The 25,678-nt window shown below is 70.0% G+C and carries 22 protein-coding genes and 1 pseudogene; 7 read left to right on the top strand and 16 right to left on the bottom strand.

What is annotated here, in order from left to right; genetic code table 11:
• Positions 1–153 precede the first annotated feature (153 nt).
• From tnpA to ACWD68_RS34630, 8 genes and pseudogenes are all read right to left on the bottom strand, one after another.
• A pseudogene (gene tnpA, locus ACWD68_RS34665) lies at positions 154–452 on the bottom strand (IS200/IS605 family transposase); the annotation flags it as partial.
• Between the two features lie 321 nt (positions 453–773).
• Positions 774–1,133, bottom strand: a complete 360-nt coding sequence (locus ACWD68_RS34660) for a transposase (RefSeq protein WP_451810426.1) — start codon at positions 1,131–1,133, stop codon at positions 774–776.
• A 63-nt stretch (positions 1,134–1,196) separates the two neighbouring features.
• Positions 1,197–1,580, bottom strand: a complete 384-nt coding sequence (locus ACWD68_RS34655; RefSeq protein ID WP_451810425.1) for a hypothetical protein — start codon at positions 1,578–1,580, stop codon at positions 1,197–1,199.
• Positions 1,581–1,981: 401 nt separating this feature from the next.
• A complete protein-coding gene (locus ACWD68_RS34650; RefSeq protein ID WP_451810424.1) occupies positions 1,982–2,545 on the bottom strand; it encodes a lamin tail domain-containing protein in 564 nt (187 codons plus the stop codon).
• Positions 2,546–3,454: 909 nt separating this feature from the next.
• Positions 3,455–3,658, bottom strand: coding sequence for a cold-shock protein (locus ACWD68_RS34645; protein ID WP_037751662.1), 204 nt, complete (start codon positions 3,656–3,658; stop codon positions 3,455–3,457).
• Between the two features lie 388 nt (positions 3,659–4,046).
• Complete coding sequence (locus ACWD68_RS34640) at positions 4,047–4,505, bottom strand: PPOX class F420-dependent oxidoreductase (RefSeq protein WP_451810423.1); 459 nt, start codon at positions 4,503–4,505, stop codon at positions 4,047–4,049.
• A 244-nt stretch (positions 4,506–4,749) separates the two neighbouring features.
• Positions 4,750–4,896, bottom strand: coding sequence for a twin-arginine translocase TatA/TatE family subunit (locus ACWD68_RS34635; protein WP_451810422.1), 147 nt, complete (start codon positions 4,894–4,896; stop codon positions 4,750–4,752).
• A 244-nt stretch (positions 4,897–5,140) separates the two neighbouring features.
• Positions 5,141–6,376 (bottom strand): MFS transporter, encoded by a 1,236-nt coding sequence (locus ACWD68_RS34630; RefSeq protein ID WP_451810421.1) that lies wholly within the window; start codon positions 6,374–6,376, stop codon positions 5,141–5,143.
• Between the two features lie 329 nt (positions 6,377–6,705).
• On the opposite strand from ACWD68_RS34630, the gene ACWD68_RS34625 reads away from it, so the two are divergent.
• Positions 6,706–8,262: a hypothetical protein gene (locus tag ACWD68_RS34625; RefSeq protein ID WP_451810420.1), complete on the top strand. Its 1,557-nt coding sequence runs from the start codon at positions 6,706–6,708 to the stop codon at positions 8,260–8,262.
• A 126-nt stretch (positions 8,263–8,388) separates the two neighbouring features.
• Here ACWD68_RS34625 and ACWD68_RS34620 read toward each other — a convergent pair whose 3' ends face one another.
• On the bottom strand, positions 8,389–8,874 hold the full coding sequence (locus ACWD68_RS34620; protein WP_451810419.1) for an Imm21 family immunity protein: 486 nt from the start codon (positions 8,872–8,874) through the stop codon (positions 8,389–8,391).
• Positions 8,875–9,150: 276 nt separating this feature from the next.
• On the opposite strand from ACWD68_RS34620, the gene ACWD68_RS34615 reads away from it, so the two are divergent.
• Positions 9,151–10,845, top strand: coding sequence for a serine/threonine-protein kinase (locus tag ACWD68_RS34615; RefSeq protein WP_451810418.1), 1,695 nt, complete (start codon positions 9,151–9,153; stop codon positions 10,843–10,845).
• Positions 10,846–10,943: 98 nt separating this feature from the next.
• Here ACWD68_RS34615 and ACWD68_RS34610 read toward each other — a convergent pair whose 3' ends face one another.
• Positions 10,944–11,402 carry an Lrp/AsnC family transcriptional regulator gene (locus ACWD68_RS34610; protein WP_451810417.1) on the bottom strand — a complete coding sequence of 153 codons (459 nt, stop codon included), beginning with the start codon at positions 11,400–11,402 and terminating at the stop codon, positions 10,944–10,946.
• Positions 11,403–11,513: 111 nt separating this feature from the next.
• On the opposite strand from ACWD68_RS34610, the gene ACWD68_RS34605 reads away from it, so the two are divergent.
• A complete protein-coding gene (locus ACWD68_RS34605; protein ID WP_451810416.1) occupies positions 11,514–12,131 on the top strand; it encodes a LysE family translocator in 618 nt (205 codons plus the stop codon).
• 51 nt (positions 12,132–12,182) lie between these two features.
• Positions 12,183–12,641: a PaaI family thioesterase gene (locus tag ACWD68_RS34600; protein ID WP_451810415.1), complete on the top strand. Its 459-nt coding sequence runs from the start codon at positions 12,183–12,185 to the stop codon at positions 12,639–12,641.
• Between the two features lie 96 nt (positions 12,642–12,737).
• On the opposite strand, the gene ACWD68_RS34595 is transcribed toward ACWD68_RS34600, so the two are convergent.
• Positions 12,738–15,785, bottom strand: a complete 3,048-nt coding sequence (locus ACWD68_RS34595; protein ID WP_451810414.1) for a glycosyl hydrolase — start codon at positions 15,783–15,785, stop codon at positions 12,738–12,740.
• 418 nt (positions 15,786–16,203) lie between these two features.
• Positions 16,204–17,070, bottom strand: a complete 867-nt coding sequence (locus ACWD68_RS34590; protein WP_451810413.1) for an NAD(P)H-binding protein — start codon at positions 17,068–17,070, stop codon at positions 16,204–16,206.
• Positions 17,071–17,195: 125 nt separating this feature from the next.
• On the opposite strand from ACWD68_RS34590, the gene ACWD68_RS34585 reads away from it, so the two are divergent.
• Positions 17,196–17,651, top strand: coding sequence for a MarR family winged helix-turn-helix transcriptional regulator (locus tag ACWD68_RS34585; protein WP_451810412.1), 456 nt, complete (start codon positions 17,196–17,198; stop codon positions 17,649–17,651).
• Positions 17,652–18,016: 365 nt separating this feature from the next.
• Entirely contained in the window at positions 18,017–22,219 is a 4,203-nt protein-coding gene (locus ACWD68_RS34580) for a molybdopterin-dependent oxidoreductase (protein WP_451810411.1), read from the top strand.
• Between the two features lie 63 nt (positions 22,220–22,282).
• On the opposite strand, the gene ACWD68_RS34575 is transcribed toward ACWD68_RS34580, so the two are convergent.
• Positions 22,283–22,786 carry an NUDIX hydrolase gene (locus ACWD68_RS34575; RefSeq protein ID WP_451810410.1) on the bottom strand — a complete coding sequence of 168 codons (504 nt, stop codon included), beginning with the start codon at positions 22,784–22,786 and terminating at the stop codon, positions 22,283–22,285.
• 194 nt (positions 22,787–22,980) lie between these two features.
• On the opposite strand from ACWD68_RS34575, the gene ACWD68_RS34570 reads away from it, so the two are divergent.
• Positions 22,981–23,676 carry an isochorismatase family protein gene (locus tag ACWD68_RS34570; RefSeq protein WP_451810409.1) on the top strand — a complete coding sequence of 232 codons (696 nt, stop codon included), beginning with the start codon at positions 22,981–22,983 and terminating at the stop codon, positions 23,674–23,676.
• On the opposite strand, the gene ACWD68_RS34565 is transcribed toward ACWD68_RS34570, so the two are convergent.
• From ACWD68_RS34565 to ACWD68_RS34555, 3 genes are read right to left on the bottom strand one after another with little or no spacing between them, the layout of a single operon-like run.
• Positions 23,652–23,882, bottom strand: a complete 231-nt coding sequence (locus ACWD68_RS34565) for a hypothetical protein (RefSeq protein ID WP_451810408.1) — start codon at positions 23,880–23,882, stop codon at positions 23,652–23,654. The genes ACWD68_RS34570 and ACWD68_RS34565 overlap by 25 nt on opposite strands.
• Complete coding sequence (locus ACWD68_RS34560; protein ID WP_451810407.1) at positions 23,879–25,453, bottom strand: amidohydrolase; 1,575 nt, start codon at positions 25,451–25,453, stop codon at positions 23,879–23,881. The genes ACWD68_RS34565 and ACWD68_RS34560 overlap by 4 nt, the downstream gene beginning before the upstream one ends.
• 8 nt (positions 25,454–25,461) lie before the next feature.
• Positions 25,462–25,677 (bottom strand): MbtH family protein, encoded by a 216-nt coding sequence (locus tag ACWD68_RS34555; protein ID WP_451810406.1) that lies wholly within the window; start codon positions 25,675–25,677, stop codon positions 25,462–25,464.
• Position 25,678: the final 1 nt, after the last annotated feature.

Raw genomic sequence — 25,678 nt, 5'->3', positions numbered from 1 at the left:
GCGTGGGGCCAGACCTCAGAACACTGGTCTGGAAAAGCCCAGTTGAGACCGGGCCATCCACTTGAACGGTGCGACCTCGTGTCGCACGCGGAAGCTGTACCTGAGCTGCATGACCGTCACCATACATACTTGGGTCATGGGTGAGATGCAGGAGATCAGAACTGGTCGCCACTGTGCTTTCGTCAAGAGTTTGTTGGCCCGCCAGTAGTCGCGCACTAGGTCGGGGAACTCCTGGCGCAGGCGGCGGGAGGAGACGCCCTGGAGGGAGTTGACGAGCTTGGTGACGGCGACCTTGGGCGGGAAGCTCACCAGACGTGGTGGTCCTCTCCGTTGAACTCCACCAGGTCGCACTCGAAGTCCGTACCCACCGACCGCATGATCTCCTCCATCCGCCTCACGTGCGCATCGGTGAACACTTTGAGCCGAATTTTGGTAACGAAGACCAAGTGCATGATGGTGCGACGCAGAGCGTCGCGGATTCAGGTCCGGCGGAGCCGGACACCGCAGTTCTTTGCCTACGGTGCGGAGCGTCGGGAGGGCTGGTCCCGGCGGAGCCGGGCGGTGCTCACACGGGCCGGTCCTGCTGTTCGATGTGCTGCCTGACCACGGAGAGTGGGGCGCCGCCGACGGTTCCGGCGAAGCAGGACCCGGACCAGATTCGCTTCACTACCGGCCTAAAGGACTCTGCTGAGAAATCCGCGAATCGGCTTGCCAAGCCGCGAGCATGAGGGCTTCGAGGTGGGAGGTGCGGGTGCCGCCGAGTGGGGTGCCGGTCAGCCATCGGTCGATGCGGATGATGTCGAGCGCGTGGCGGCGAAGACGTGACCGGGGCGGGTTGTGAGCAGGTTGCGGTAGCGGGTGCGGCGGAGTCCGGTGACACGCACGGCCTGGGAGATTCTGCCCTCGACGCCGCCCCGGACCTTGTAGCGCTCCTTCCACTCGTCGGTGTCCTGGGCTCGGCGGGCACCTTCGAGGGCTTCGTATCGATCACGCGGCAGGAAGGTCAGCTCTCTGCCCCGGCGGCCGGCCGGGGGCTTGGTGCGCTGCGTCTGCTTCGGACAGGGGCTGCAGTGCTCGGCAGAGAAGAACACCTTGATCACCGGGTGCCGTTGCGGTGGTGTTTCTGCTCCCACCTCTCGAAACTCCGTTGTCCGCCAGGGCAGTTGGCGCTTGGGGTGTCCCAGTCGATGGTGGAATCACCACGAGAGAAACCTTGGTTCTGCCGGGACTGAAGACTGCTGTCGTGCCGGGCCCAGCAGTCCCATGCCGCGCTCGTGTGCTGAGACGAACAGGGCGGCGGTGGTGTAGCCGGCATCGACGACATGCACCTCGGGCATCAGGGCCCGGTCGGTGAGGGTCTGATGGACCGGTTCGGTCATCTCGGTGTCGGCCACGACCGCGTCAGTGGTGGCCACCTGCGTGATCACGTGCGGCGCGTCGGGTTCGCAGGTCTCGGTCAGATGGGCCTTGTAGCCGGTCCAGCCGGAGCCGCGCTTGATTCCGTAGCGGGCGTTGGTGTCATAGGGAGAGCACAATCGGTGATGAACCGGCGGGAGGTCCTTGCCCTCCCGCCAGCGCACCCCCTTCTCGTCGCGGTGGATTGCTGGATCCAGGCCCTGCGCAGCACCTGCACCACGTGTCCCAACGCCGTTAGTACGCAACGCAGTTGCCTTCCGATTGTTCGAAATCTCGTCACATGTTCGCAGCGCTGGCGTGCAACTAGGAGGCCGAGTGATGTCAACCGGGCGGCAGCTGACTTGTCGTCGACCGGCGGGCGCATCGACCGTCCGAGGGATCGGCCGGGCACGCCCCGACGCAGAAGACCCGCACCGTACGGTGCGGGTCTTCCTCGGCGAGGCGGTCCGGCGGAGCCGGTGATCACAGGGTCCGGCAGGGCCCGGACTTCAGCCGGTCACTTTCCATCGTCGGACCCCGGTCACCGTCGGCGCGCGCCATGAACGAGCGCGCCGACAAGGGCCGTTCAGCGGCGGCCGTGGCCACGGTCGTCGCCGTGCCCGCGGTTGTCGCCGTGCCCGCGGTTGTCGCCGTGCCCCCGGTTGTCGCCGTGGCCGTGGTCACGGTCGTGGTGCCGGCCCCAGGAGACGCTGTCGACGAAGCGGCCGTGGTCGTTCTTGAGCGTGGCGGTGTCGGAGCGGTTGTCCCACACCTCGTTGCGGCGGTCCTGGAAGAGGTCCCTGTTGGTGTCACGGCCGTAACCCGTGTGGACACGGACGGTGGAGCGGCCGGCCAGACGGTAGTGGCGGAAGGTGTAGCGGTTGCCGTCCTCGTCCGACAGCGTCCAGCCGTCCAGGTTGACTCCACGGCGGTTCGAGTTGGTGATTTCCACCCACTCCGCGTTCAGGGAACGCCTGGAGCGGTCGTCAAAGCCCGGCGCGTCGCTCTGAACCCTGCTGATGGCGACGTGCGTGCGCTCGTGGCGCGGCTCCGCGGCGGAGGCGGACACGGCGGCCGAGCCGACCAGCGTGCCGGCCGCGAGGGCCGCGGCCACCAGACGGCGGACCGTGACAGACGTGGAAACGGACATGAGTGCTCCTCAAGGTTCGAGAGCCGGACACCCCGCAACAGCACCCCCCTGCGGGGAACTGCACGATGCGACCCTGTGCGAGTCCCGGCCCGGTGGCCGAGGACTCATAAGTTCCTCCTCGTCCCGGCCCGGTACGAGCGACACCAGACCCCTGTTACCAATTGCGAACATGTCGGTTACAGGCGTCTGTATCCGGCCTTTAACTACTGAAAGCCGAAGAGTGATGAGCTGACATCCTCAACTCCCGTACTCCTACAGGATCATGGCCATATGCGGGCATCTCATATATCCCCGCACCTCACCCACCCGTCACCCGAAAGTGAGTAACACCCTTCCGGTCCGATCCGGGCGTAGGGCGAGGTCGGGACGGACGTGTCACCGTGCGGACACCGTCGCGAGGAGAGTCCGGGGCCAAGGTCGCCGGGCGGGCGGGACGGGCCGGACGGGTGATCAGCGGCCGCCCGATCGAGCGCAACCGAGCGCCATCAGGCGCATCGCGATGCATCGGCAGGGATCCCGGTCGGGGCGGACGCCTACGGCATCGCGCCGCCGCGGGCCACGGAATCGACGCGGGGTCTCTCTCGGCCCGGCCAAGGGGGTCATCGACCGGGCCGTCCCCGACGGCTACGGATCGGAAGACTCGCACGCCTCACGACGACCCTGCACAAGGGTGGTCGGGCGTGGGCGAGGGGAGGACAGTGGCGCTTGGGCCGACCTGACATCGGCGCCGGTGGCGCCGGAAAAGCGATGGGTGACCCGGCCTCGCGGCCGAGTGGCGCGCCACCGCTGTACCGCTATACGGCTCGGCCGCCCGTTCGGGAGATCGGCGGAGCCCTCATGATCTGCCGCGGTGCACGGTGCCTCGAACGCGCGTGCTGCGCGAGGCACCGTGCCGGCGTGCCGCCGAGATCAGGCGGGGGTGATGTTCTCCGCCTGGGGGCCCTTCTGACCCTGGGTGATGTCGAAGGTCACGGCCTGGCCTTCCTGAAGCTCACGGAAGCCACTGGCGTTGATGTTGGAGTAGTGCGCGAAGACGTCCGGGCCGCCCCCGTCCTGCGCGATGAAACCGAAACCCTTTTCGGCGTTGAACCACTTGACAGTTCCGCTGGCCATGCCAGTGCCTCTCACTCGATGACGGATCCGCACCGCGCGGACCCGGAGGTAGTCGTCCTGGTCCTCGGGCACTGCACAGCAAAACGCCCGCACCACGGCGCGGGCAGGTACTGCGAACCACGACATCTGCCAGCGACGTTACACGGCGAGAGCGCCTCTCACCAGAGAGCAAGGGCCGTCAGGTGGAGCGGTACTGCCCACACATGCGCGTCCTGGCGATGCGGACCGTGTTGATGTTCTCGGTCGCCGAACACCATCGACCGGCGGACCATCAACAGCTCACCATCTCGGACCGACCGTCAAGATGGCATCAAACGGGATCAAGGAGGCATCCAGGCGACTCCCAGCCCTCGAAAACCGGGCTGTGAGCAGCACCCTTCCGGCCGACCTAGCCGTTGATGTCGAGCGCCGTTCCGTACAGTCGGTCCACCTTCAGCCGGATCACCACCCGGCGCTCTGTGACCAACTGCTCCAGGAAAGCGCCCTCATCCTCCGGCCTCGCGGTGTCGGGGATCATCTCCAGCAGCTCACGCCCGACCGCGTCACCCGGAACGGCCGTGCTCTCGGAGACCGCGGCTTCGCCCTCTGCGACGGCGAACGACCAGACGTCGCCGCCCGACACGTGCAGGGCCGCACGCGGATCGCGCCGGAGGTGCTTGACCTTGATGCGATCCGCCGTGGTGGAGAACCGCACGATACGACCCTCAGGGTCCCAGCTGTAGACCATCGTGGTCAGGTGAGGACGGCCGCTGAGCTTGTTGGTGGCAAAGGTGCCGAACTGCCCGCCGGCCAGGAGGTCGGAGAGTGCCTTGTCGGACAGGGGACGAGGTGCGGGGTTTCCAGTCATGACGCAATCAACTCCCGTACGGGCAAAGGCATTCCGCTCCCAGCACCCGGTGGTGGCATTTCGGGACCTCCCCGCGACCCCGACCTCGGTGGGGCACACATGCAGCCATCCGCGACGAAACGGGCGGCGCTGGGGCAACGTGTCCCTGGGCGGCCTCCGGAACCCGCGTACGGAAGTCATGTGCGGCCCGACAGCGGCCTGCCGTCGAATCAGCTTGTTCCCGGTCGACTCAACGGCGGGCACATCACTCCTCGCTCTTGAGCGCCTTCGCCTCGCTCTTGAAGATCCGGGCCGCCTTGCCCGCGGAACGCGTCAGCTCGGGCAGCTTCCTGATCCCGAGGACGACGACGGCAACAAGAAGGATCAGGGCGATTTCACTCAAGCCGAACATCGGAGCTGCTCTCTGCAGGGGGCGGACGGCGGCCGGCCGGGCGAACCGGTGACGCGCCATTCTCTACATTGCCGTAGAAGTCTCTCCCGACGCGTGATCGTTCAACAAGCCCGCCTCCAGCGCCGCCGGTCGCACCCCCGCGGCAACCGGCGGCACGGAGGACGCCGCCGGGAGTGTGGGGCAGGCGCCTTCCCTCGCTCCCGAGATCGACGCTGACAGCAGTACGCCGCCTTCGCCACACGGGTCACGCGGCCCGCGTCGTTTCCCGGACGGCGACGTGCGGCGTCCGGCCGTGCCGTTGGCGTTCCGCCCAGCGGACGGCGTGGGGCGCCGTCAGCCCCGTGAGCGCGAACAGCGCTCCGACGACGTACCAGCCGGGGCGGCCCCAGGTGACGCAGAGCGCGATGAGCAGGCCTGGTCCGACGGCCTCGGCCAGTCCGGCGCCCAGGCCGAAGACGCCGAGGTACTGGCCGGTGGCATGCGGCGAGGCGAGGGCGAAGGACACCTCGAAGCCGGCGGCGGAGTGCCACAGTTCGCCGGCCGTGTGGATCACGACCGCGGTGATGAGCAGAGTCGCGGCAGCCCACGCCGGTACCCCCGTGGACAACGAGATCATCGAGCACGAGACGAGGAAGGCCACGCCCGCCCGGCGGTAGGCATGTCCGCCGGCCGTAGGGGTTGTGATGCCTCGACTGGCCCGCACCTGGAACACGACGACGATGACGGTCCCGGTGATCATGGTGCCGGAGATGAGCCAGTGGGGAGCGGCTGTCGCACTCACCAGCCAGAGCGGGATGGCCACGGTGAGCACCTTGAACTGGATGGCCATGACACCGTCGACTGCGGTGAGCAGCAGGTAGGGGCGGTCTCGCAGCGCGGTCCAGCGAGGGCCGCCGGCGGCGGGCACGGGCGCGACGGGCGGGAGAAGGGCCAGGAGCGCCGCGGAGACCAGGAAGGCGATCGCGTTGCCGATCAGCATGAGTTGATAGGCGGTCAGGGTGCCCACCTGGACGACCCATCCCGCACCCAGGGCGCCGAGGGAGATGCCGACGTTGGTCACCGCGCGGAGATAGGCCCGGAACTCCTGGGGCCGGTCCCCTCCGTAGTGCCTGATGAGCGGGCTGCGGGCTGCCGTTCCCGCCGCTTTGGCCCCGGTCGCCGAGCAGACGGCGAGCACGAACGGCCAGAAGCTGTCCGCCAGTACGAAGGCGGCCGTGGTCAGTGCCTGGACCACGAGGGTGGCCGCGTAGACACCGCGTGCTCCGTGCCTGTCGGCCAGGTGACCGACCGCGACACCCAGGGCCAGCGCGACAAGTCCGGCGATGCCGAGCCCGATCCCCACCTGGCCCGCCGGGAGTCGAGCGGCCTGAGTGAAATACAGGACCCCTGCCGTCAGGTAGAGGCCGCTGCCGACGGTGTAGACGAAGTTCGAGGCCGCGAGGACGCGTTGTGGTCCGGTTTTCGGCATCAGGTGAGACACGACGAAGCTCCACGTCACAGGCAGGCGGTAAGGGCCCCAAGAGCTTGTTGCATATTACTTGCAATAACAAGTGAGTTGCCGTGAATGACGGAAGTGGCGATGCCGAGGGTCCGGGGCAGGCTTCCCGATGCGCGACGTCCGGGACCCCTGCCACATCCCATTTGGGGTCCCGAGGTGTCCGCCACCCCGTACGATGCGCCTGAGGTACCGGCCACCCCGTGTGACAAACGGTTCATAGAGGCTTCACCACGGGCACTGTCGCCGGTCGCCCACTGACCGTACGCTGACAAGTCACAGAACTTCAGGCGTGATTGACCGGGGGAACCGTCATGTCCTGGGACCAACATGGTGCTCGCGACGACTTCGTCGTACCGCCGATGCCGACCGCACCGCCGCCCGCTCCCGCCAACCCGTGGCGGGCCGTCGCGGTGGCGTTGCTGAACCTCTCCGGGCTCGGGCTCGGTTACGCCGTCGTGCGCCGCTGGGGACTGATGGCCGCATGCTGGGTCGCGACGGCGATCCTGCTCCTGGTGGCCCTGCCCGCGGACCCGGACGGGGTGCCCGGCACGACGGTCGTGCTCTACCTGATCTTCCTCGTGCTCACGGCCGTTCACGGCGCGTCCGTGGGCCTGCGGACACGGCTGGCGTTGCTGCCGAGCGCTTTGATCGCGGCCGCGCTCGGCGTCGTACTGCTGGCTGTGCCCGCCGGAGGCGTCGTCCTGTACGACGGGGCGCGCGACGAAGCCACGGAGCAGATGCTCCTGGACCGGCTCGAGCGGGCGGACAAGCTGGTCGAGAAGTCCGGGAAGCAGTCGTTCGACACGGCGAAGGCCGACTACCGGCGTGCGCTGGACGTCTACAGCGCGCTCAGCGAGGACCACCCGGACTCACGCGCGGCCCAGCGTGTTCCCGACCGGCTCAAGACCTACTACGCCACCGTCGGCGCCCCCTACACGCAGAAGAACTACTGCACCGCCGTGACGCCCTTGAAGTACCTCCGTACGGTCCCGCGCACGATCGGTAAGAAGGACCTCGGAGACCTGTCCACCTGGCCCGACGACCGGCTGGCCACCTCGCTGTACGAGTGCGCGGCGGCGTCGCTCAGCGGCGGAGGCGGTGACTGGACCTCGCAGTTCGGCGAGCTCCTGTCGACCTTCCCGAAGTCCGCACAGGCCGGCAAGGTGGAGCCCGCAGTGAAGAGCGCGGTCGACAAGGCGGCCAGGTCCGTGGGCGGCAAGGACCCCTGTGCGGCGGTCCAGCAACTCGAGAGCCTCAGCACCCAGGTCCGCGGCTTGCCCGGGGAGCAGGCAGGGCTGGCGGACACCCTCGGCAAGGACGCCGACAGGGCCTCGCAGAAAGCGAGTTCGGGCACGTACGCCTGCGGTGTGGACCAGTACAGGGACGGGAGTTTCAGCGACGCCGTCACGACCATGAACGACTTCGCCAAGGACAACCCGCACCACAAGAACCGGGCCCGCGCCCAGAAGATAGCCATCGCCGCCGAGGTCGCGCAGACGGTGCCCGCGGCCGGCAAGCGCCTGCCGAGCACGGCATCGGGCGGCAGCATCTCCGTCACGGTCAAGAACGACAGCCCCGACGACATCACGGTCCTGTTCACGGGACCGGTGACCGGCAGCTTCACGCTCAAGGCCTGCGGCAGCTGCACCTCGTACTCTCTCGGCAGCACGCTCGGGCTCGGCTTCAAGCCGTGCAGTGCCAGCGGCAAGAACTACCCGCAGCGGACCATCAGGCTGCCCGTCGGCACCACCTACTTCGTGCACAAGTCCCGGACCGGGCTCGGGAAGTCGCCGGCCTCGGACACCGCCAAGCTGCGGCCGGGCTACATCTACACCGAGTGCGCGTACACGACGGGTCTGGGCTACTGACGCGCCGGCCGGCCGTCCAGCACCGGACGACCGGCCGTCCGTCGACGCCGGGACGAGGAGCCCGGGGTGGCCGCCCGCTCTGAACACGGCACCCTCCGTCGGCAGCCGCGTGAGCGCCAACAACCCCTAGGAGAGGGCGGGAACAAACTGGACGAGGCCCACCGAGGTGCGGTCGTCGGCCCGGGTGTGGACGGCCCGGACCCTCCAACGGCCGGGTGGCATCGGGACAGGTGCATGTTCCGGAAGTCCGCCGCCTCCCGCGTACTCGACGTTCAGGTCGTCCCCGGCCTCGGCCGAGTCCATGAGGATCGCCGGGCCGTCGGCCTCCCACGTGCCGCACTCCGCCCAGGCGGTCGCCGGTTCATCGGCGAGCAGCAGCGCGTGGGCGCCGTTCGCACCCACCGCTGTCACGCCTGCCAGGTCGTCGACTTCACAAGCGCGGTCGTAATCGTCCACGAGATCCCCCGAGCCGGCGATGGTGCCCGATCCCGTACAACCGCCCCACCGGCTCAGCGCGGAGACGGGTACGGCGATCAGCGGGCCGCCCATCGACTCCACCCAGAGAAGCGGACGCGGCGCCGAAGTCGGCACCTGCGACGAAGAGATGTTCATGCGGGCAGTGTGCCCTCAGCCACTGACATCGCGGCGCCCGCACAGCCCGGTGGATGCGAGAGGCGGCTGTGGTCAACTCCTGCGCCGGTTCGCGAGCGGACTTCACTGTCCACCGCGGCGGCGGCATCGCATCACCCCGCACATCCGGCTCTACGGCGAGCGGAGCCGCGACCCGAGAACGCCGCCGTTCCGACTTGGCGCGTGGACCTCCAACAGATATCGTCACTGCGACGATATTGGGGACCGCGGGGAAGACCATGGGTCTGGGGGAAGCAAATGACGGGTGTGTTGCTGGCCGGGCGATACCGTCTCGAAGAGGTGCTGGGTCGTGGCGGCATGGGTGTGGTCTGGCGGGCAGTGGACGAGCGGATCGGCCGGCAAGTAGCTCTGAAGATGCTGCCGTCGGCCTATAGCGCGCCGGGCGCGCAGGAGCGGCTCGCCTCGGAGGCCGTGGCGCTCGGGCGGATCTGGGACCCACGGGTGGTGGCGGTGCTGGACTACGGGCAGCACTCGGACGGCACGGTCTTCGTGGTGATGGAACTGGTCTCGGGGCGCACGCTGGACGAGGCGGCCGTCGGCGCTCCGGTGCCGGTGATCCTGGACTGGGCAGCGCAGATCTGCCGGGCCTTGGAGGTCACCCACGCGGCCGGCCTGCTGCACCGCGACATCAAGCCGGGCAACGTGATGGTCACCCCCGCCGGGTCGGTCAAGCTCCTGGACTTCGGCATCGCGCACTTCGTCCGCGAGACGGACCGGGAGCCCCGGCTCACCGCCGACGGACAGGCGATGGGAACTCCCGCCTACATGGCTCCCGAGCAACTCGGCGCACCCGAGGGTGCCGACAGCAGGTCCGACCTGTACGCCTTGGGGTGCCTGCTGTATGAACTGCTTACGGGCATGCTCCCCGAGCACGGTGGCTTCCATGAGCGGAAGCTGCCGCCCGCGCCGTCCATCCTCGCCCGCACCGCGCTGTCCCCCGAGGTCGACACCCTCGTCCTCGCACTGCTCGCCCCCCGGCCGCAGGACCGGCCCACCGACGCGGCCACGGCCCGCGAACTGGTCACCGCCGCGATGGACGCGTGGACCCGCGATCACGGTCCGGACAGCTTCGGCCACACCCCGGACGGCTTCCCGCAGCGCCAGGCACCCTCCCCGCACGACCCGACCGTCCTTCTCGGCGACCTGGATCCAGGCCGGGCCAGGACTGTCGCCGTGTCCGCGCCAGGGCAGGCCCCCACCCGGCTCATGCCCGTACCGATGTCCGGCCTGGACCGCCTCCGTGAACTCGCCGACTGGCAGCGCGAGCACCCGGAAGCTTGCCGGGACCCGCGTAGCCCCGCTGTCAAAGAACTGCGCCACCTCGTCGAGGAACTGGCCTTCCTTCCCGAGGGTTTGCTCGCTCACACCGACCTCTCCGGTCTCAACCTGGACGGCGCAGTTCTCATCCACGGTCGGCTGGCCGAGGCGCGACTCGAGGGTACGCAGCTCTCGTTCGTCCTCATGCCCTCCGCCGACCTGCGGGGCGCGCGCCTCACCAACGCCGACCTGTCCGGTACCTACCTGGGCTCCGCCGACCTGGCCGGCGCGGACCTGTCGTCGGCCCAGCTCTACGCCACGCACCTCACCGAGGCGGAGATGACGGGAGTCTGCCTTCGGGGAGCGAATCTCGCGGCTGCCATCATGTCCGAGGCCAACCTCTCAGGAGCCGACCTTCGTGGCACGGTCCTGCACGGCGCCTCACTACGCGAGGCACGCTGCACCCACGCCGATCTGTCAGGTGCGGACGTGCGCGGCGCCGATCTGACCGGTGCCGATCTGAGCGGTGTGCGGTGGTCCGTGGAGACGCTCTGGCCGTTCGAGTCGTCGGCGCTGCGGCGTATGTCATCGCCCTCGGACGCACCGGGAGGATTCGTCCTGCCCAACCCTTGCACCTCACCAAAGCTTCGACGCCTGCTGGACGGCGACCACTAGCCGGACAGGGCTTTCTACGGCATCGCGCTTCCGCCCTCTCGCACCGAGCCCTGACAGTCCCAGCGCAGTGGAGCACCCCTCCTCCGGGCGGCGGCTCATCACTGCAGCTCCGGCAGGGGACGGTCGTCGATGACGTTCTTCATGACAAGCGTGGAGGTCAGGCGCTGGACGCCGGGCAGTCTGGCCAGCCGCTGGTCGTAGAGCTGCTGGTAGGCGGCCAGGTCGGTGGTCGCGATGCGCAGGAGGTAGTCGGGTTCGCCGAAGAGGCGCTGGGCCTGGATGACGTGGGGGATGGCGGTCACGGCTTCTTCGAAGGCGGTGACTGTGTCGGGGTCCTCCCAGCGCAGGGTGGCGAAGACGAGGGTTTCGAAGTCCAGGCCGACGGCGGCCGGATCGACGACGGCGCGGTAGCCGCGGATGGCGCCGCCGCGTTCGAGGTCGCGCAGCCGGCGGTGGCAGGGCGAGACGCTCAGCTGCACGCGGGCGGCAAGTTCGGTGACGGTCAGGCGGCCGTCCTGCTGGAGCTCGGTAAGAATCTTCCGGTCAAGGGCATCCATGGAGAAGATTCTCCCTCGATCAGGGCGATCATGAGGTAAATACAGAAACACTTTCTGCGCAATTGAGCCTAATCTTCCCTCTCAGAGCAAGGGCTGGAGAGGGATCGATCGATGGACACGACGACGGTGGCGGCTTTCCTGGCAGTGGATCTGCTGCTGGTGTTCACCCCGGGTGCGGACTGGGCGTACGCGATCTCGGCAGGGCTGCGGGAGCGGTCGGTCGTCCCGGCGGTCGCGGGACTGATAGCCGGATACGCGGGTTACACGTTGCTTGCCGTGGCAGGGCTGGTGGTGATCGTGGCCGGCTCGGCGACCGTGCTCACCGCGCTGACCGTAGCCGGGGCCGCCTACCTGGTGTGGCTGGGCTTGGGCGTACTGCGACAGCCCGCCACGCTGACCGCGTCCGCGCAGACCGTGGACTCCTCGCGCTGGCAGATCGCGCTCAAGGGCGCCGGGATCAGCGGCCTGAACCCGAAGGCGCTGCTGCTGTACTTCGCGCTGTTCCCTCAGTTCATCGACTCCGCCGCGAGCTGGCCCGTCGCGGCGCAGACCGGGCTGCTCGGCACGCTCCACATGACCGCCTGCGCCCTGGTCTACCTCGCCGTCGGCGTCCTCGCCCGCACCGTACTGAGGACGCGGCCGTCGGCTGCCCGGACGGTGGCCCGCGTCTCCGGTGCCATGATGATCGCCATCGGTGGGTTCCTGCTGGTGGAACGTCTGGTCGGCTGACGGACCCGCCCCGCGCCTACCGATACCGCGATGCCTGCCGAAGGAGAGCACGTGGAAGACCGGACAGAGCAGGACCAGGCGAGTCCCGAAGTACAGCAGCGCGTCCGGGACAGTTTCGACCGCCAGGGGCTGATGGCCCACCTCGGCGCGCGGATGAGCCGGATCGCCCCTGGCCGCGTCCACATCGTGCTTCCCGCCCGCCCCGAAGTGACCCAGCAGCACGGCTACTTCCACGCCGGGGCAACCAGCGCCATCGCGGACAGCGCCGGCGGCTACGCCGCCTACACGTTGTTTCCCGAGAACGCCGAGGTCCTCACCGTCGAGTACAAGATCAACCTCCTCGCACCCGCTACCGGTGACCACATCGAAGCAGTCGGGACGGTCCTGAAATCCGGCCGGACCCTGACCGTGTGCCAACTGGAGGTCTTCGGTGTCCAGAACGACGGCGCGCGGAAGCTGGTCGCCAACGGACAGCAGACACTCATCCGCCTGAACCGGCCCGACGAATGAGCCCTCAACCGTCGGCGCCGGGGCTACCGTCCGCGGCTGAATGGCCTGCTCCGTCGGGCGCCGCCCCCGACGTGGGCGGCGCCCGGGTCTCCGGGGTCAGGACACGTGCGACTGCACATACGGCGTCAGGCGGACGGGGCCGACCAGTCCGTGGTCCTGGCGCGAGACGCCACCGAACACGGCGGGCTGGGCGACCCGGAGACGGTTGATCAGCGGGGTCGCCACCTCGACCTCGATCACGTTGGCACCTCGGCGCAGCAGGCCGGTCCCGAGATCGACGACCGGGTGCAGCCGGTTCACCGGGGGCAGGCGTCGGCCGTTGACGGTCACCCGGCAGGTGTCGCTGACCTGGCCGAGCTCCAGGCGGGCGCCGTGGGCGGAGGTCCAGCCGGAGGGCAGGTCGACCGTGGTGCGGTAGCGGCCGGTCCCCGCGCTGTCCGCGAGTTCGGGGATGCCGGACCAGGGCAGCAGGGTGCCGAGGGTCAGCGAGACCTCGACGTGCTCGGTGCGGGTGGCGCCGGCGCCGGGACGCCAGTCGTCGGCGTCGAGCTGCCAGGTGGCCGGGGTGACCGCGGCCGGTACGGATCGGACCGTCGTGGTGACGGACCGGCCGCCGTCCAGCCGGGTGGTGTAGGTGCCGGGCGCGCTCGCCCGTACGGCCAGACCCTCGGCGGTGAAGAGGGCGTGGTCGGCGTCGGTGGCGACGACGTTCGGCCGGGAGCCGTGACGGTCACCGAAGAGGCCGGGGCGGCCCAGGGCGACGATCGTCGACTCCCCCGGCTGGAGCGTGATCCGTACGGTGAAGTCGTCGCCGTCCCTTGTGTACTGGGCGAGCCGGACGGGCTCGCCCGACCAGGGGTCGAGGAGGTAGGGCACGCTGTTGCCCGATCCGTTGCGGCGCAGTGTGACGTCGTGGTCGATGGCTGCGACGGGCGGCTTGACGGTCTCGGCGTGCTTGCCGTTGCAGAAGTAGTAGTAGTCCGCTTCCGCGGTCGCGCGGTGGGCGTTGAGAAGCGTGGAGGCGGTGGCGTGACGGGCGTCCGGGGTGACCCCGAGTCTGGCCAGTGCGTCGCCGACGGCCGCCTTGTCGGTGACACGGGCGACGTTCGGCAGGGCGAGCAGTCGGGCGAGGACGCCGTGGAGTTCGTCCGTCTCGCCGGTGGCGGGAACGCCCGGGGTCAGGCCCTGGCCGAAGGCGCCGAGCAGGACGACGGGCAGTCCGGCCCGGGCCAGCTCGAGGAGCTTGCCGGCGTCATCGACGGAGAGGGTGGGTGTGGAGCCGTAGAAGAAGTCGCCCTCGATGAAGAGGGCCTTGTAGGCGGGGCCCTCGGGTGCCAGGCGGCCATGCTCGACGGTGGCACTGGGCAGGTCGAGCAGGGGGCCGCTGAGGAACTGGTGCGTCCAGCCGAGGGGGACGCCTGTCGCGGTGAACCAGGAGGCACCGATGCCGGTGGCGGTGTAGCCGGTCTGCCGGAAGATCGCCACGTCGGCGCGGGCGGTGCCGGTCTGCAGGACGCGGTGCACGCGGCCGAGGTAGCCGGAGATGTCCGCGACATGCTTCCAGGTGGGCTGGCGCGGCCCCCACGACTCGCCGTAGCCGGCGGTTCCGTTGTACGGGCTGAAGGCCGCGAAGCCCGGCCAGGCCACCTGCGGTGCGGTGGCGTAGGAGAAGCCGTGCAGGACGGTCTGGTTGACGCCGGCCGCGTAGGCGCCTCCCATGGTGCGCAGGAAACGGTCCCAAGTGGTGCTGTAGGCGGTGCCGTTGTAGGCGCCCGCCTCGCAGGACAGGACGGTGTGGCCGGCCATGTCCCGGCCGCCCGCCAGACAGCGGTAGTCGTCGAGGTTCTTGAAGCCGAGGGACTCGCCCTCGGGGATGTCGAGGAGGGCCGCCGAGGCGATCGCGTCCGTCTGGAGACCGTACGGCTGTGAGCGCAGGCGCATCCCGAGGGAGTGCGCCCAGTCCCGCAGGGCTCCGATGTGATGGCGGTTGAACAGTTCGGAGACGGTCTCCCAGAAGTCGTGCCGGATCTGGCGCGTCACCTGCGCCTCGAACGCGAAGACCTGGTTGCTCTTGTCCAGCACCAGTGCAGGCAGACAGGGCAGCAGCGGTCGTCCGGTGTGCTTCTCGAAGGACTCCGGAAGCCGGGACGTCCAGACCAGGCCGTCGGTCTCCAGCTCCACGGAGTCCTCGAAGAAGGCACCTCCCGCGGCGCGCAGCAGCCGTCGGAGCGAGGGGGTCAGGATCGCGTGGTCCCAGTACTCCGTGACCGCCTTGGTGCCGGCGGCGCTGAAGTGGTCGACGACGTACGCCGCCGGTGAGGAGTGCGGTCCCGCTTCGGGCTGCTGGGCGGAACCGCGCTGCCAGTAGGAGATCACCACCCAGTCGCCGTCCGTGGGTGCCGTCCAGGACAGGGTGCCGTCGGTGACGAGCGTGCCGAGGTCCCGGACGCTGTCCAGGTCGAGCCCCGTCTCCTTGCGGGTGGAGTTCGCCGTGTTGACGCGGGCGGCCTGCACGCCGACGAGCGTCTGCCGGGTGACCCCCGACTCGGGGTCGTGGACCGCGGCGGGCACGGGTCCTTGATAGGCCGTGCCGGCCGCCAACGCGAGCCGTCCGTAAGCGAGTTCCCGCGCGGCGACATCGTCGTCGGGCGTGACACCGGGAACCGCGACCGGCCAACTGGGGCCGAGCGTCAGGTCGATGGTCACGCCGCGCCGGGCGGCCCGGCCCAGGGCGGCCTCCACGCCGTCCCGCCAGGGCCTGCTGCCCCAGCCGTGGCGCGCGGTGTCCAGCACGGACTTGTCCTTGATGCTGTGGTGAACGGCGGCGATCTCCATCCCGCCGAAGCCCGCGTCGGCGATCTGATCGATCTCACGGGCGATCTCGTCCGGGTCCACCAGGCCGTCCGGCCACCACCAGCGGAACTTGGGGCGCACGGAACGCGGCGGGTTCGCGAACCAGTCGGCTGTCGGACCGCGCCCCGCGCCCGCGGCCACGGTGGCCGCGCTCCCCGAGCCCGCCGTCCCCGAGGTGGCCGGTGCGGCGGCCGCGACATCCGGCAGCGCACCCAGGACCGTCGCCCCGACCCCCGCCACCAGTGCCGTTCGCCGGGCTATTCCGCTTCGTCGCGGCGTGCGTTCTTCCATGGTGCGCCTCAAGTCCGAGAGAAGTGCCAGGGATTGAATCGTTTCAATCCGTATCGACGCCGGAACGCTAAGCCCGGGATTCGGCCAAGGTCAAGATGTCGCGCACGATCACGTACGGGCAGGACGAAGGCGGATGCATCCGCGGAGCGGTCCTGCTGACAGCCGACGCGCTTGCGCACCGGATGGGACGTCCGGCGCGCAAGCGCGTCGGCCCGACTCCGCCTCGACCGAGGGGGCAACAGCCGCGCAGAGCGCGTCCTGGGCGGCGCGACACGCCGAGGCCCTGCCGAATGGGCACTGCCAACTCGCCGTGCCGAGCAGGCATGTTCTTGTCTGCGCGGCCATGCCCCGACCGGTCGTGGCCGTCCCGGGTCAGGGGACGTCAGGCCGGCCGACAGACCCGGCGGCGACCCTTCGGCTAAAGGGCCGCAGAGCCTCGGAACGCTTCGGCGTTGCGTGCGCACCAGTCCGCGAAGGTCCGTGGCCCGCGTCCGAGAAGCCGCCGCACGGTGTCCGTCCGGAACCCGACGGAGTCGGCGCGCATGAGGGTGAAGCCCTCCGTGATGGCGTCGGCGAGTGCCCGGGGCGCCCCGCCGGGGAAGCGGAACCGTACGACGTCGTCCGGTGTGGCCGCTCCCCGGACCTCGATGTCGCGGCCGATCGTCTCGGAGATGATCCGGACCTGCTCGGTGACGGTGAACACCTCGTCGCCGGTGAGGAGATACTCCCGGCCCTGGTGGCCCGCCTCGGTCAGGGCAAGGGCGGCGACCGCGGCGATGTCCGCGGGGTCGATCGGGGCGTAGCGGCCCGGGCCGACCGGGTCGAGGACGTAGTTTCCGTCGCGGATGGTGGGCAGCCAGTCGAGGGCGTTGGTCATGAAGCCGCCGGGCCGCAGGAAGGTGGCCGGTATGCCCGAGGCTCGGATGATCTTCTCGCGCCGATGATGCCAGCGCCCCATGGCCGGTATCGGGTCCATGGCGACATGAAGGGAGGACAGGTGCACGACATGGCGGACCCCGGCAGCCTCGGCGGCGCCGATGGCGGCGGCCGTGCGGTCGGTGCCGATGCCCTGCGTGAGCAGGAAGAGCTTGTCGATGCCGGTGAAGGCGGGCGCGAGTGTCGCGGGTTCCTCCAGGTCGCCGACGACGCGCTCGGCACGCTCGGGCAGCCGTGCGGCGCGGGCGGGGTCGCGGACGAGGAGACGTAACTTCGCACCCTTCGCGTCGAGTTCACGGGTGAGTGCACGGCCGATGTTCCCGGTGGCCCCGGTGACCAGTATCATCATGGCTCCCCAAAGTCGTTTGCCGCCTAGCGAACCTGACTGAACGTTAGCCGGTGAATAATTAGCCGTCAATCGACTTGGGCGCGGCTCGGACGGTCCACTCCCGCGACACCCATGGAAAGGCCTCGATGTCACAATTTCTGGACCTGCACGGCAGAACGTCGAAGGTGCTCCGGTCCCTGGCCGACGTGGCCATGCGACGCCATGGACTGCATGTCGGACAGAACCACCTGCTCGCCGTGTTGTGGGAGCGGGACGGCAGCACGCCCGGCGAAGCCGCCGCCGCGCTCAATGTCACGACGCCCACCGTCGTCAAGATGGCCGACCGGATGACCACGGCCGGACTGCTCGTCCGCCGCCGCGACGACCGGGACAACCGTCTCGTCCGGCTGTGGCTCACCGACGCGGGGCGCGCTCTGCGGCAACCGGTCGAAGAGGAACGGCGGTTGATCGAGGAAGCGGTGACCGCCGACCTCTCCGAGACCGAACGCGAAGCCCTGTTGAACGCCCTGGCGAAGGTCCACCGGTCGGCGAGCAAGCTGCTGAGCGAGCCCGTCGACTACGGCGACTCGGCCCGCGCCTGACCCGGTGCGCCGCCCCCGGCCGACTCGGATCGAGACCGGAGCCGAGTCGGGAAGTCCGGCCGAGCGCCGTTCGCGTGACGCCGCGCGCACGCGGGGCGAGATCGGAGGCGCCGCGCGCACCGACCCCGCCTGCTCCCCCGGCCACCCGGCCCTGCTCGCTCCCACCGAGCCGGGGGCGGAACCGGCACGACTCGTTCCCCGACGCCCCGCGAGCCTGTCCCGCGGTCCGCGCGGGTGAGGAGCGGGGCCCCTCCTCACAAGCCCCGCGGCGCAGCTGTGTGGAGCGCGTAACCCCTGGTGAGCGGGCGGTGTGACAACCGCGTAATGGGACCTTCGTAGCGTCGGTGGAGGAAGGAACCGATCACATGGAGGGGCCGCTCGTGACCACGACCACCCAGCAGGTACGGACGGTCTGCTCGTACTGCGGTGTCGGCTGCGGGATGGTCCTCGACATCGGAATGGGCCCCGACGGGCGGCGTACGGTCCTGAAGGCGTCCGGTGACAAGACGCACCCCGCCAACTTCGGTCGCCTGTGCACCAAGGGCGCGACCACGGCCGACATGCTCGCCGCCCCCGGGCGGCTGGCCTCCGCCCTCGTGCGCGCCGAGCGAGGGGCGGAGGCCGAGCCCGCGCCGGTGGACGCCGCGATCGCCGAGACGGCGCGGCGGCTTCGGGCGGTGATCGACGAGCACGGCCCGGACGCCTTCGCGTTCTATGTCTCCGGGCAGATGAGTCTGGAGGCCCAGTACCTGGCGAACAAGCTGGCCAAGGGCTTCGTACGGACCAACCAGATCGAGTCGAACTCCCGGCTGTGCATGGCCAGTGCGGGCACCGGATACAAGCTGTCGCTGGGCGCGGACGGCCCGCCCGGCTCGTACCAGGACTTCGAGCACGCCGACGTCTTCTTCGTGATCGGCTCCAACATGGCCGACTGCCACCCCATCCTCTTCCTCAGGATGATGGACCGGGTCAAGTCGGGCGGCGCCAAGCTGATCGTGGTCGACCCGCGGCGCAGCGCGACCGCCGACAAGGCGGACCTGTTCCTGCCGGTCCGGCCCGGAACGGACCTGGCGCTGCTCAACGGCCTGCTGCATCTGCTGTACGAGAACGGGCACACCGACCCCGAGTTCATCGCCGCGCGCACCGAGGGCTGGGAGGCGATGCCGGAGTTCCTGGCCGACTATCCGCCCGCGAAGGTCGCCGGCATCACGGGCGTCCCGGAGGACGACATCCGCGAGGCGGCCCGGCTCATCGGCGAGGCCGGGGAATGGATGAGCTGCTGGACCATGGGTCTCAACCAGTCCACGCACGGCACCTGGAACACCAACGCGCTGGTCAACCTGCATCTGGCGACGGGCGCGATCTGCCGGCCCGGCAGTGGTCCGTTCTCGCTGACCGGTCAGCCCAACGCCATGGGCGGCCGGGAGATGGGGTACATGGGCCCGGGCCTGCCCGGCCAGCGGTCGGTGCTGGTCGACGAGGAGCGTGCCTTCGTCGAGGAGCTGTGGGAACTCTCCCCGGGCACGGTTCGCAAGGACGGGGTCGGCCAGGGCACGATCGAGATGTTCCAGAAGATGGCCGACGGGGACATCAAGGCGTGCTGGATCATCTGCACCAACCCGGTCGCCTCCGTGGCCAACCGCAAGACGGTCATCGAGGGCCTGGAGCGGGCCGAGTTCGTCGTCACGCAGGACGTCTTCGCCGAGACGGAGACCAACGCGTACGCGGATGTCGTTCTGCCGGGAGCCCTGTGGACCGAGACCGAGGGCGTTCTCATCAACAGCGAGCGCAACCTCACCCTGGCGCGGCCCGCGGTGGAGCCGCCCGGGGAGGCCATGGCGGACTGGCGGATCATCTCCGCGGTCGCCCGCGCGATGGGGTACGAGCGGGGGTTCTCGTACGACAGCGCGGAAGAGATCTTCGAGGAGATCAAGCGCGCCCACAACCCGAGGACCGGCTATGACCTGCGGGGCGTGACCTATGAACGGCTGCGGTCCACGCCGGTGCAGTGGCCCGCCGCGCGCGAGGACGGTCCCGACCGCAATCCGATCCGCTATGTGGACGAGGTCGGCGAAGGTCCGGTCTTCCCCACGGCGAGCGGCCGGGCGGTGTTCCACGCCCGCCCGCACATCCCGGCCGCCGAGATGCCGGACGACGACTACCCGTACGTCCTGAACACCGGACGGTTGCAGCACCAGTGGCACACGCTCACCAAGACGGGCAAGGTCGCCAAACTCAACAAGCTCGACCCCGGGCCCTTCGTGGAGCTGCATCCGGACGACGCCGCCAGGCTCGGTATCGCCGACGGCGACTCGGTGGAGGTCGCGTCGCGGCGCGGACGGGCCGTGCTGCCCGCCGTGGTGTCCGACCGGGTACGACCGGGCTGCTGTTTCGCGCCCTTCCACTGGAACGACCTCTTCGGCGAATACCTCAGTGTCAACGCCGTCACCAGCGACGCCGTCGATCCTCTCTCCTTCCAGCCGGAGTTCAAGGTCTGCGCGGTGTCCCTGACGAAGGTGGCGACTCCGGTGTCCGTGGCGGCACCGCCCGTAGCCGCGGCAGACGCTCGTACCGGCGCGGCGGTGACCGCCGCGCCCGGGGGGACGCCCGCACAATCGGCCGTCCCCGTGGGTTCCGCGGACGCCTTCGGATTCGAGCCCGCTCCACCGCCCGTTCTGGCCGAGCACGAGCGCCGGTACCTGATCGGCTTCCTCGCCGGCATCGCGTCGGGTGCGCCCGGCGTGCCGGTGCTGCCGCCGGGCGCGCCGTTCAGCCCCGAGCACGCGCTGTGGGTGAACGGCGTGCTCGCCGGCATGTACTCCCGGGCCGTTCCGGGGACGCCGCCTCCGGCCGCGACTCCCGCCGCCCCCGTCCGCGAGGTCGTCGTGCTGTGGGCCTCGCAGACCGGCAACGCCGAGGAGTTCGCCGCGGCCGCCGCCGACCGGCTCACCTCCACGGGGCACCGGGCCACCCTCGTGGGCATGGACGACACCCACCCCGGGTCACTGCCCACGGGCGCCGACATCCTGCTGATCACCAGCACCTTCGGGGACGGCGACGCGCCGGACAACGGCTCGGGCTTCTGGGACGCCCTGGCCGCGCCCGACACCCCCCGCATGGACGGTGTGCACTACGCGGTCCTCGCGTTCGGTGACTCCTCCTACGACGACTTCTGCGGCCACGGCCGCCGCCTCGACCTGCGGCTCGACGAACTGGGGGCCGTGCGGCTCGCCCCGCGCACGGACTGCGAACCCGACTTCGAGCCTTCGGCCACGGCCTGGCTCGACCAGGTCCTGACCTCGCTGACCTCGCTCACCTCTCCGGCCGACGGCACGGAAACGGCACCGACGCCCGCGCCGGCCACCTCGTCCGCTTCCCCGACGGGGGCGTCCGGTCTCCCGACGCAGTCGCCCGCCGCCCCTTCGCCATGGTCCGCTTCCCGGCCGAGGAAGCCGGCGCCCGTCGTCGGCCGCCTGGCCGGCAACAGGTTGCTGAGTCTGCCCGGAGCGGGCAAGGAGGTCCGCCGCTTCACCTTCGACACCCGCGACAGCGAGACCCCGCTCGACTACCGGACCGGCGACGCCCTCGGCGTACGCCCCGTCAACTCCCTTGATCTCGTCGCGGAATGGCTGGCCACCACCGGGCTCGCCCCGGAGAGCGCCGTGAGCCTGAACGGCATCGGCGAGATCCCCTTCCACGCGGCACTGCACCGGCATCTGGACGTCACCCGCATCACCCCCGACCTGCTGCGCTTCGTCGCCGAACGCGCCCACGACCGGGGGCTGAAGAAGCTCCTGCGCCCCGACAACAAGGACGAACTCGCCAAGTGGTCCTGGGGCCGTCAGGCCGTCGACGTCATCGCCGAACACGGGGTCCGCGTCGGCGCCCAGGAGTGGGCCGACGTACTGAGGCCCCTCCAGCCCCGCCTGTACTCCATATCGTCCAGCCCGCTGACCGACCCTCACCTCGTCTCGCTCACGGTCTCCGTCGTGCGGTTCGAGAACCGGGACGGGCGACCGCGCCAGGGTGTCTGTTCGCCCTTTCTCGCCGACGCGGCCCCCGACACACCCGTACCGGTCTTCGTCCAGCCCTCCCCCAGGTTCCGGCCACCGGCCGACCCCGCCACCCCCATGGTGATGGTGGGCCCCGGCACCGGGGTCGCCCCCTTCATCGGCTTCCTGCACGAGCGCCGCACCCTCGGCCACCGCGCACCCAACTGGCTGTTCTTCGGCGAACAGCACCGGGCCACCGACTTCTACTACGAGGACGAGCTCACCGCCTTCCTCGCCGACGGCACGCTGACCCGCCTCGACACCGCCTTCTCCCGCGACCAACGCACGAAGGTCTACGTCCAGGACAGGATGCGCGAACACGGCCCCCAGTTGTGGTCCTGGCTCCAGGAGGGAGCGCACCTCTACGTGTGCGGCGACGCCGCCCGCATGGCCAAGGACGTCGACCAGGCCCTGCGGGACATCGCCACGGCCCACGGCGGCCACAGCCCGGAGGGCGCCGCCGCGTACGTCAAAGCGCTGGCCGCCGACAGGCGATACGTCCGCGACGTCTACTGACCCTCGGGTGCTGCCACCGCGCCTGGTCCCGTAGTCCCTCTTCCTCGCAGGTCTCCCCGCGGGTCAGGGCGAAGTGGCGCCGGGCTCGTTCGGCACGAAGCCGAGGTCGACGGGTGTCGTGGGTGGGCCGTCCCGTCGTACGGCGGCCAGCAGTTCCGGGAGTTGCGGGGGCCACAGCGGTTCCACGGCGTCCGACAGCTCGGCCGGCGACCACCATCTCCCCCGAAGGATCCCGTCCGCCGCGTGCGACTCGCCCAGTTCGCCCGCCAGGTCCCGGCGAGGCCCGTACGCGAGGAAGATGTGTTCGTGCTGGCGCACCGGGACGCCGGCCCTGGTGAAGTCGTGCTCCCAAAGACACAGCACGGTGCCGCCGAGCTCGATGTCGCTCCACCCGGTCTCCTCGCGCAGCTCGCGCTCGACCGCTTCGAGCGGCGTCTCCCCCGGATCCATGCCGCCGCCGGGCAACGCCCAGTGGACGCCGACTTCCTCGTTGTCGTACCGGAACATGAAGACCACCCCCGCCGGGTCCAGCACCGCGACTCTGGCTGCCTGTCTGGGTATCCGCATCGGCTCACCCTGCCAGAGCCCGGCAGCACTGTCGATCAACGGACCGGGACATCACACCCCGTCAGACTTAGGGTAGGCTCACCTAACTAGCCGGTTCATCGGTTATCGCTCGCGCAAGCCCCTGCGAGCACCCCCAGCGCGCGAACGCGTCCCCCTGGCCCGGCGCACACCTCATCAGGGAGGAGACCGCCCCCATGGGGCTGCCGACCGTCAAGTCCTATCCCATGCCCAGCCTTCCCGGCGTTCCCGGGGCGACCGCGCCCTGGACGATCGACCCGGACCGGACCGCCCTGCTGATCCATGACGTGCAGAGGCAGTTCGCCGACGCCTTCCCCGCCGAGTGCTCCCCGGTCATGGAACTCATCGACAACATCTCCACGCTGCGCGAACTCGCCGGCACGCTCGGCATACCGGTCGTGTTCAGCGCCCAGCCCGTCGCGCGACACCAGGATCGGCCCGGGTCCGGGAGCGACACCCCGGTCCACGGGAACAGCGGGCCCGCACCCGACGACGCCGACATCGTCGCGGAACTGACTCCCCGTGTGGGCGAGCACCTCCTGGTCAACGTCCGCCACAACGCCTTCCTGCGCAGCCATCTCGGCAGACTGTTGCGCTCCACCGGACGCGACCAGCTGATCATCTGCGGTGTCCGTGCCCATCTCGGCGTCCTGCTGACCGCGGCCGACGCCTTCATGAACGACATCCAGCCCTTCGTCGTCGCCGACGCGGTCGCCGACTTCTCCGCCGAGGACCACGCGATGGCGCTGCGTTGGATCGCCCGGACCGGCGTCGTGTGCACCACCAACCAGGTGTTGCGCGAGTTGCTGCACCGCACGACCTCACCGGACGCCGTGGCGCGCCCGCTTCAGGAGCAGCGGCGTCCGGGATAGTCGTCGCTCTCCGGTACGCCCGCCGCTCGCATCCTGCGCAGCACCTCGCGGAGGGTCACCTCGTCATCCATCAGCACGGGGCCGTTGATGTCTCTGTCGAACACCATCACCTCGGTCGCGGAGTGCCAGATCACCCACCTCAGCGGGTCCGGTGCCGCCCCCTCCGGATCCGCGTAGGGATCGGTGCCGTTCTGCCGTGCGCTCACAGCTTCGCCTCCTCGGTCTGCTGGCCGCCGACGAATGTCGCGACCACGTCGATGTCGCCGATGCGGGACGTCTCCACGGCTCTGGGATCGTCCGCGAGGACGGCGAGGTCGGCGTACTTCCCCGGCGTGAGGCTTCCCATGCTGTCCTCCCAGTGACAGGCGAAGGCCCCGGCGACGGTGTACGCGCGCAGCGCCTCCTCCACCGTGATCGCCTCGTCCGGGCCGATCGCGCGCCCCGTCGCCGAGGCCCGCTCCACCATGAACTGGACGGCCCGCAAAGGGGATCCGTCCGTGACGGGACGGTCCGAGCTGCCTACCAAGGTGATGCCGTGCTCCAGGAAACCCTTCCCCCGGTACAGCCAGGGCGCCCGGTCCGCGCCCATGATCGCGGCGTAGTCGTCCCCGAAAGAGCGCAGGAAGTTCGGCTGGACGACGGCGATCACTCCGAGCCGTGCGAAGCGGGCCAGCTGGTCGGGCCGCACGAGACCCGCGTGCTCGATGCGGTGCCGTGCGTCCGGGCGCGGCCGGATGCGCTGGGCCCTCTCCAGCGCGTCCAGGGCCACGTCGACCGCCCGGTCGCCGATGGCGTGGACGGCGAGCTGCCATCCCGCGAGATGGCCGTCGACGACGGTCTCGGTGAGCAGGTCCGGGTCGTCCTGCAACTGACCGGCGTGGTCCAGCCCTTCGTAGGGGCTGCTCAGTGCCGCCGTCCGCGCCATCATGCCGCCGTCGGTGTAGACCTTGAGGGCTCCCACGGACAGCGACGCGTCACCGAACCCGGTGCGCAGACCGAGGTCGAGGGCGCGGGGGATGCCGTCGGACGCGTGCGCGACGACCGGGTGGAGCCGGTCGGCGGCCACCATCAGCTGTACCCGGAGCGGCAACCGGCTTGTTTCGCGGGCGAGTTGGTACGCGCCGAGTTCGACCGGGCTGTGGCCGAACAGGGCGCCCGCGATGCCGGCTTCGGCGCAGGCCGTCACTCCCTCCGCCAGGCACTCCCGGGCGGCGCGTCCGATCGCGTCGGCGAGATCCTCCTGCGCGTGGGGAAGCCGCAGTCCCCGCGCGACGCCCATCGCCGCCTCGGCGAGAAAGCCTTCCTCGTGCGGGAGACCGGCGGGCAGCAGTTCCAGGACGGCGGAGTTGACCACGCAGCCGTGTCCGGAGTCGTGCATCAGGAACACTTTGCGCCCGCCGCTCACCTTGTCCAGCTCGACGGCGGTCAGATGACGGCCCAGCGGCCGCTGGTCGTATCCCGCGAGGTTCACCCAGCCGTCCTCCGGGACCTGTGCCGCGGTCGCGGCCACGACGGCGAGCACCTCCTCCACGGTGGCGCAGGAGGCGATGCTCGGCGTGCCCGCCTTGAAGCCGGTCCAGGCCAGATGGACATGGCTGTCGATGAATCCGGGCAGCACGGTGGCACCTTGGAGGTCCACCACACGGCGGGCGGGCAGAGAGGTCACCTCCTCGTCCAGGCCCACGATCCGGCCCCGCCAGACGCCGAGTTCGTGGGCGACGGGACGGTCGGGGTCCATGGTGAGGAACCGCGCGTTCGTCAGTCGTGTACAGAGCATCGCTCGGGTCAGCCCGTCCGCCGCATGCTCTCCACCAGGCTCTTGGGGCGCATGTCCGTCCAGTTGGTCTCGATGTGGTCCAGGCACTCCCGGCGCGGGGCCGGACCGTGCTCGACGGTCCAGCCGGCCGGTACGTCGACGAAGTCGGGCCACAGGCTGTACTGGCCCTCGTCGTTCACGAGCACGCGGTAGAGGCCCTCGGGGTTCTCGAACGGGTTGGTCATC

It is taken from the genome of Streptomyces sp. NPDC005141 (assembly GCF_053599975.1).
Note: the sequence above shows the minus strand (reverse complement) of the source record. Positions and strands in the feature narration are given on the sequence as shown.

Coding starts and splice junctions, on each gene's coding strand:
- ACWD68_RS34650 (WP_451810424.1), bottom strand. CDS start 2,545: ATGTCCGTTTCCACGTCTGTCACGGTCCGCCGTCTGGTGGCCGCGGCC.
- ACWD68_RS34645 (WP_037751662.1), bottom strand. CDS start 3,658: ATGGCCAGCGGAACTGTCAAGTGGTTCAACGCCGAAAAGGGTTTCGGT.
- ACWD68_RS34640 (WP_451810423.1), bottom strand. CDS start 4,505: ATGACTGGAAACCCCGCACCTCGTCCCCTGTCCGACAAGGCACTCTCC.
- ACWD68_RS34635 (WP_451810422.1), bottom strand. CDS start 4,896: ATGTTCGGCTTGAGTGAAATCGCCCTGATCCTTCTTGTTGCCGTCGTC.
- ACWD68_RS34625 (WP_451810420.1), top strand. CDS start 6,706: ATGTCCTGGGACCAACATGGTGCTCGCGACGACTTCGTCGTACCGCCG.
- ACWD68_RS34620 (WP_451810419.1), bottom strand. CDS start 8,874: ATGAACATCTCTTCGTCGCAGGTGCCGACTTCGGCGCCGCGTCCGCTT.
- ACWD68_RS34615 (WP_451810418.1), top strand. CDS start 9,151: ATGACGGGTGTGTTGCTGGCCGGGCGATACCGTCTCGAAGAGGTGCTG.
- ACWD68_RS34610 (WP_451810417.1), bottom strand. CDS start 11,402: ATGGATGCCCTTGACCGGAAGATTCTTACCGAGCTCCAGCAGGACGGC.
- ACWD68_RS34605 (WP_451810416.1), top strand. CDS start 11,514: ATGGACACGACGACGGTGGCGGCTTTCCTGGCAGTGGATCTGCTGCTG.
- ACWD68_RS34595 (WP_451810414.1), bottom strand. CDS start 15,785: ATGGAAGAACGCACGCCGCGACGAAGCGGAATAGCCCGGCGAACGGCA.
- ACWD68_RS34590 (WP_451810413.1), bottom strand. CDS start 17,070: ATGATGATACTGGTCACCGGGGCCACCGGGAACATCGGCCGTGCACTC.
- ACWD68_RS34585 (WP_451810412.1), top strand. CDS start 17,196: ATGTCACAATTTCTGGACCTGCACGGCAGAACGTCGAAGGTGCTCCGG.
- ACWD68_RS34580 (WP_451810411.1), top strand. CDS start 18,017: ATGGAGGGGCCGCTCGTGACCACGACCACCCAGCAGGTACGGACGGTC.
- ACWD68_RS34575 (WP_451810410.1), bottom strand. CDS start 22,786: ATGCGGATACCCAGACAGGCAGCCAGAGTCGCGGTGCTGGACCCGGCG.
- ACWD68_RS34570 (WP_451810409.1), top strand. CDS start 22,981: ATGGGGCTGCCGACCGTCAAGTCCTATCCCATGCCCAGCCTTCCCGGC.
- ACWD68_RS34560 (WP_451810407.1), bottom strand. CDS start 25,453: ATGCTCTGTACACGACTGACGAACGCGCGGTTCCTCACCATGGACCCC.
- ACWD68_RS34555 (WP_451810406.1), bottom strand. CDS start 25,677: ATGACCAACCCGTTCGAGAACCCCGAGGGCCTCTACCGCGTGCTCGTG.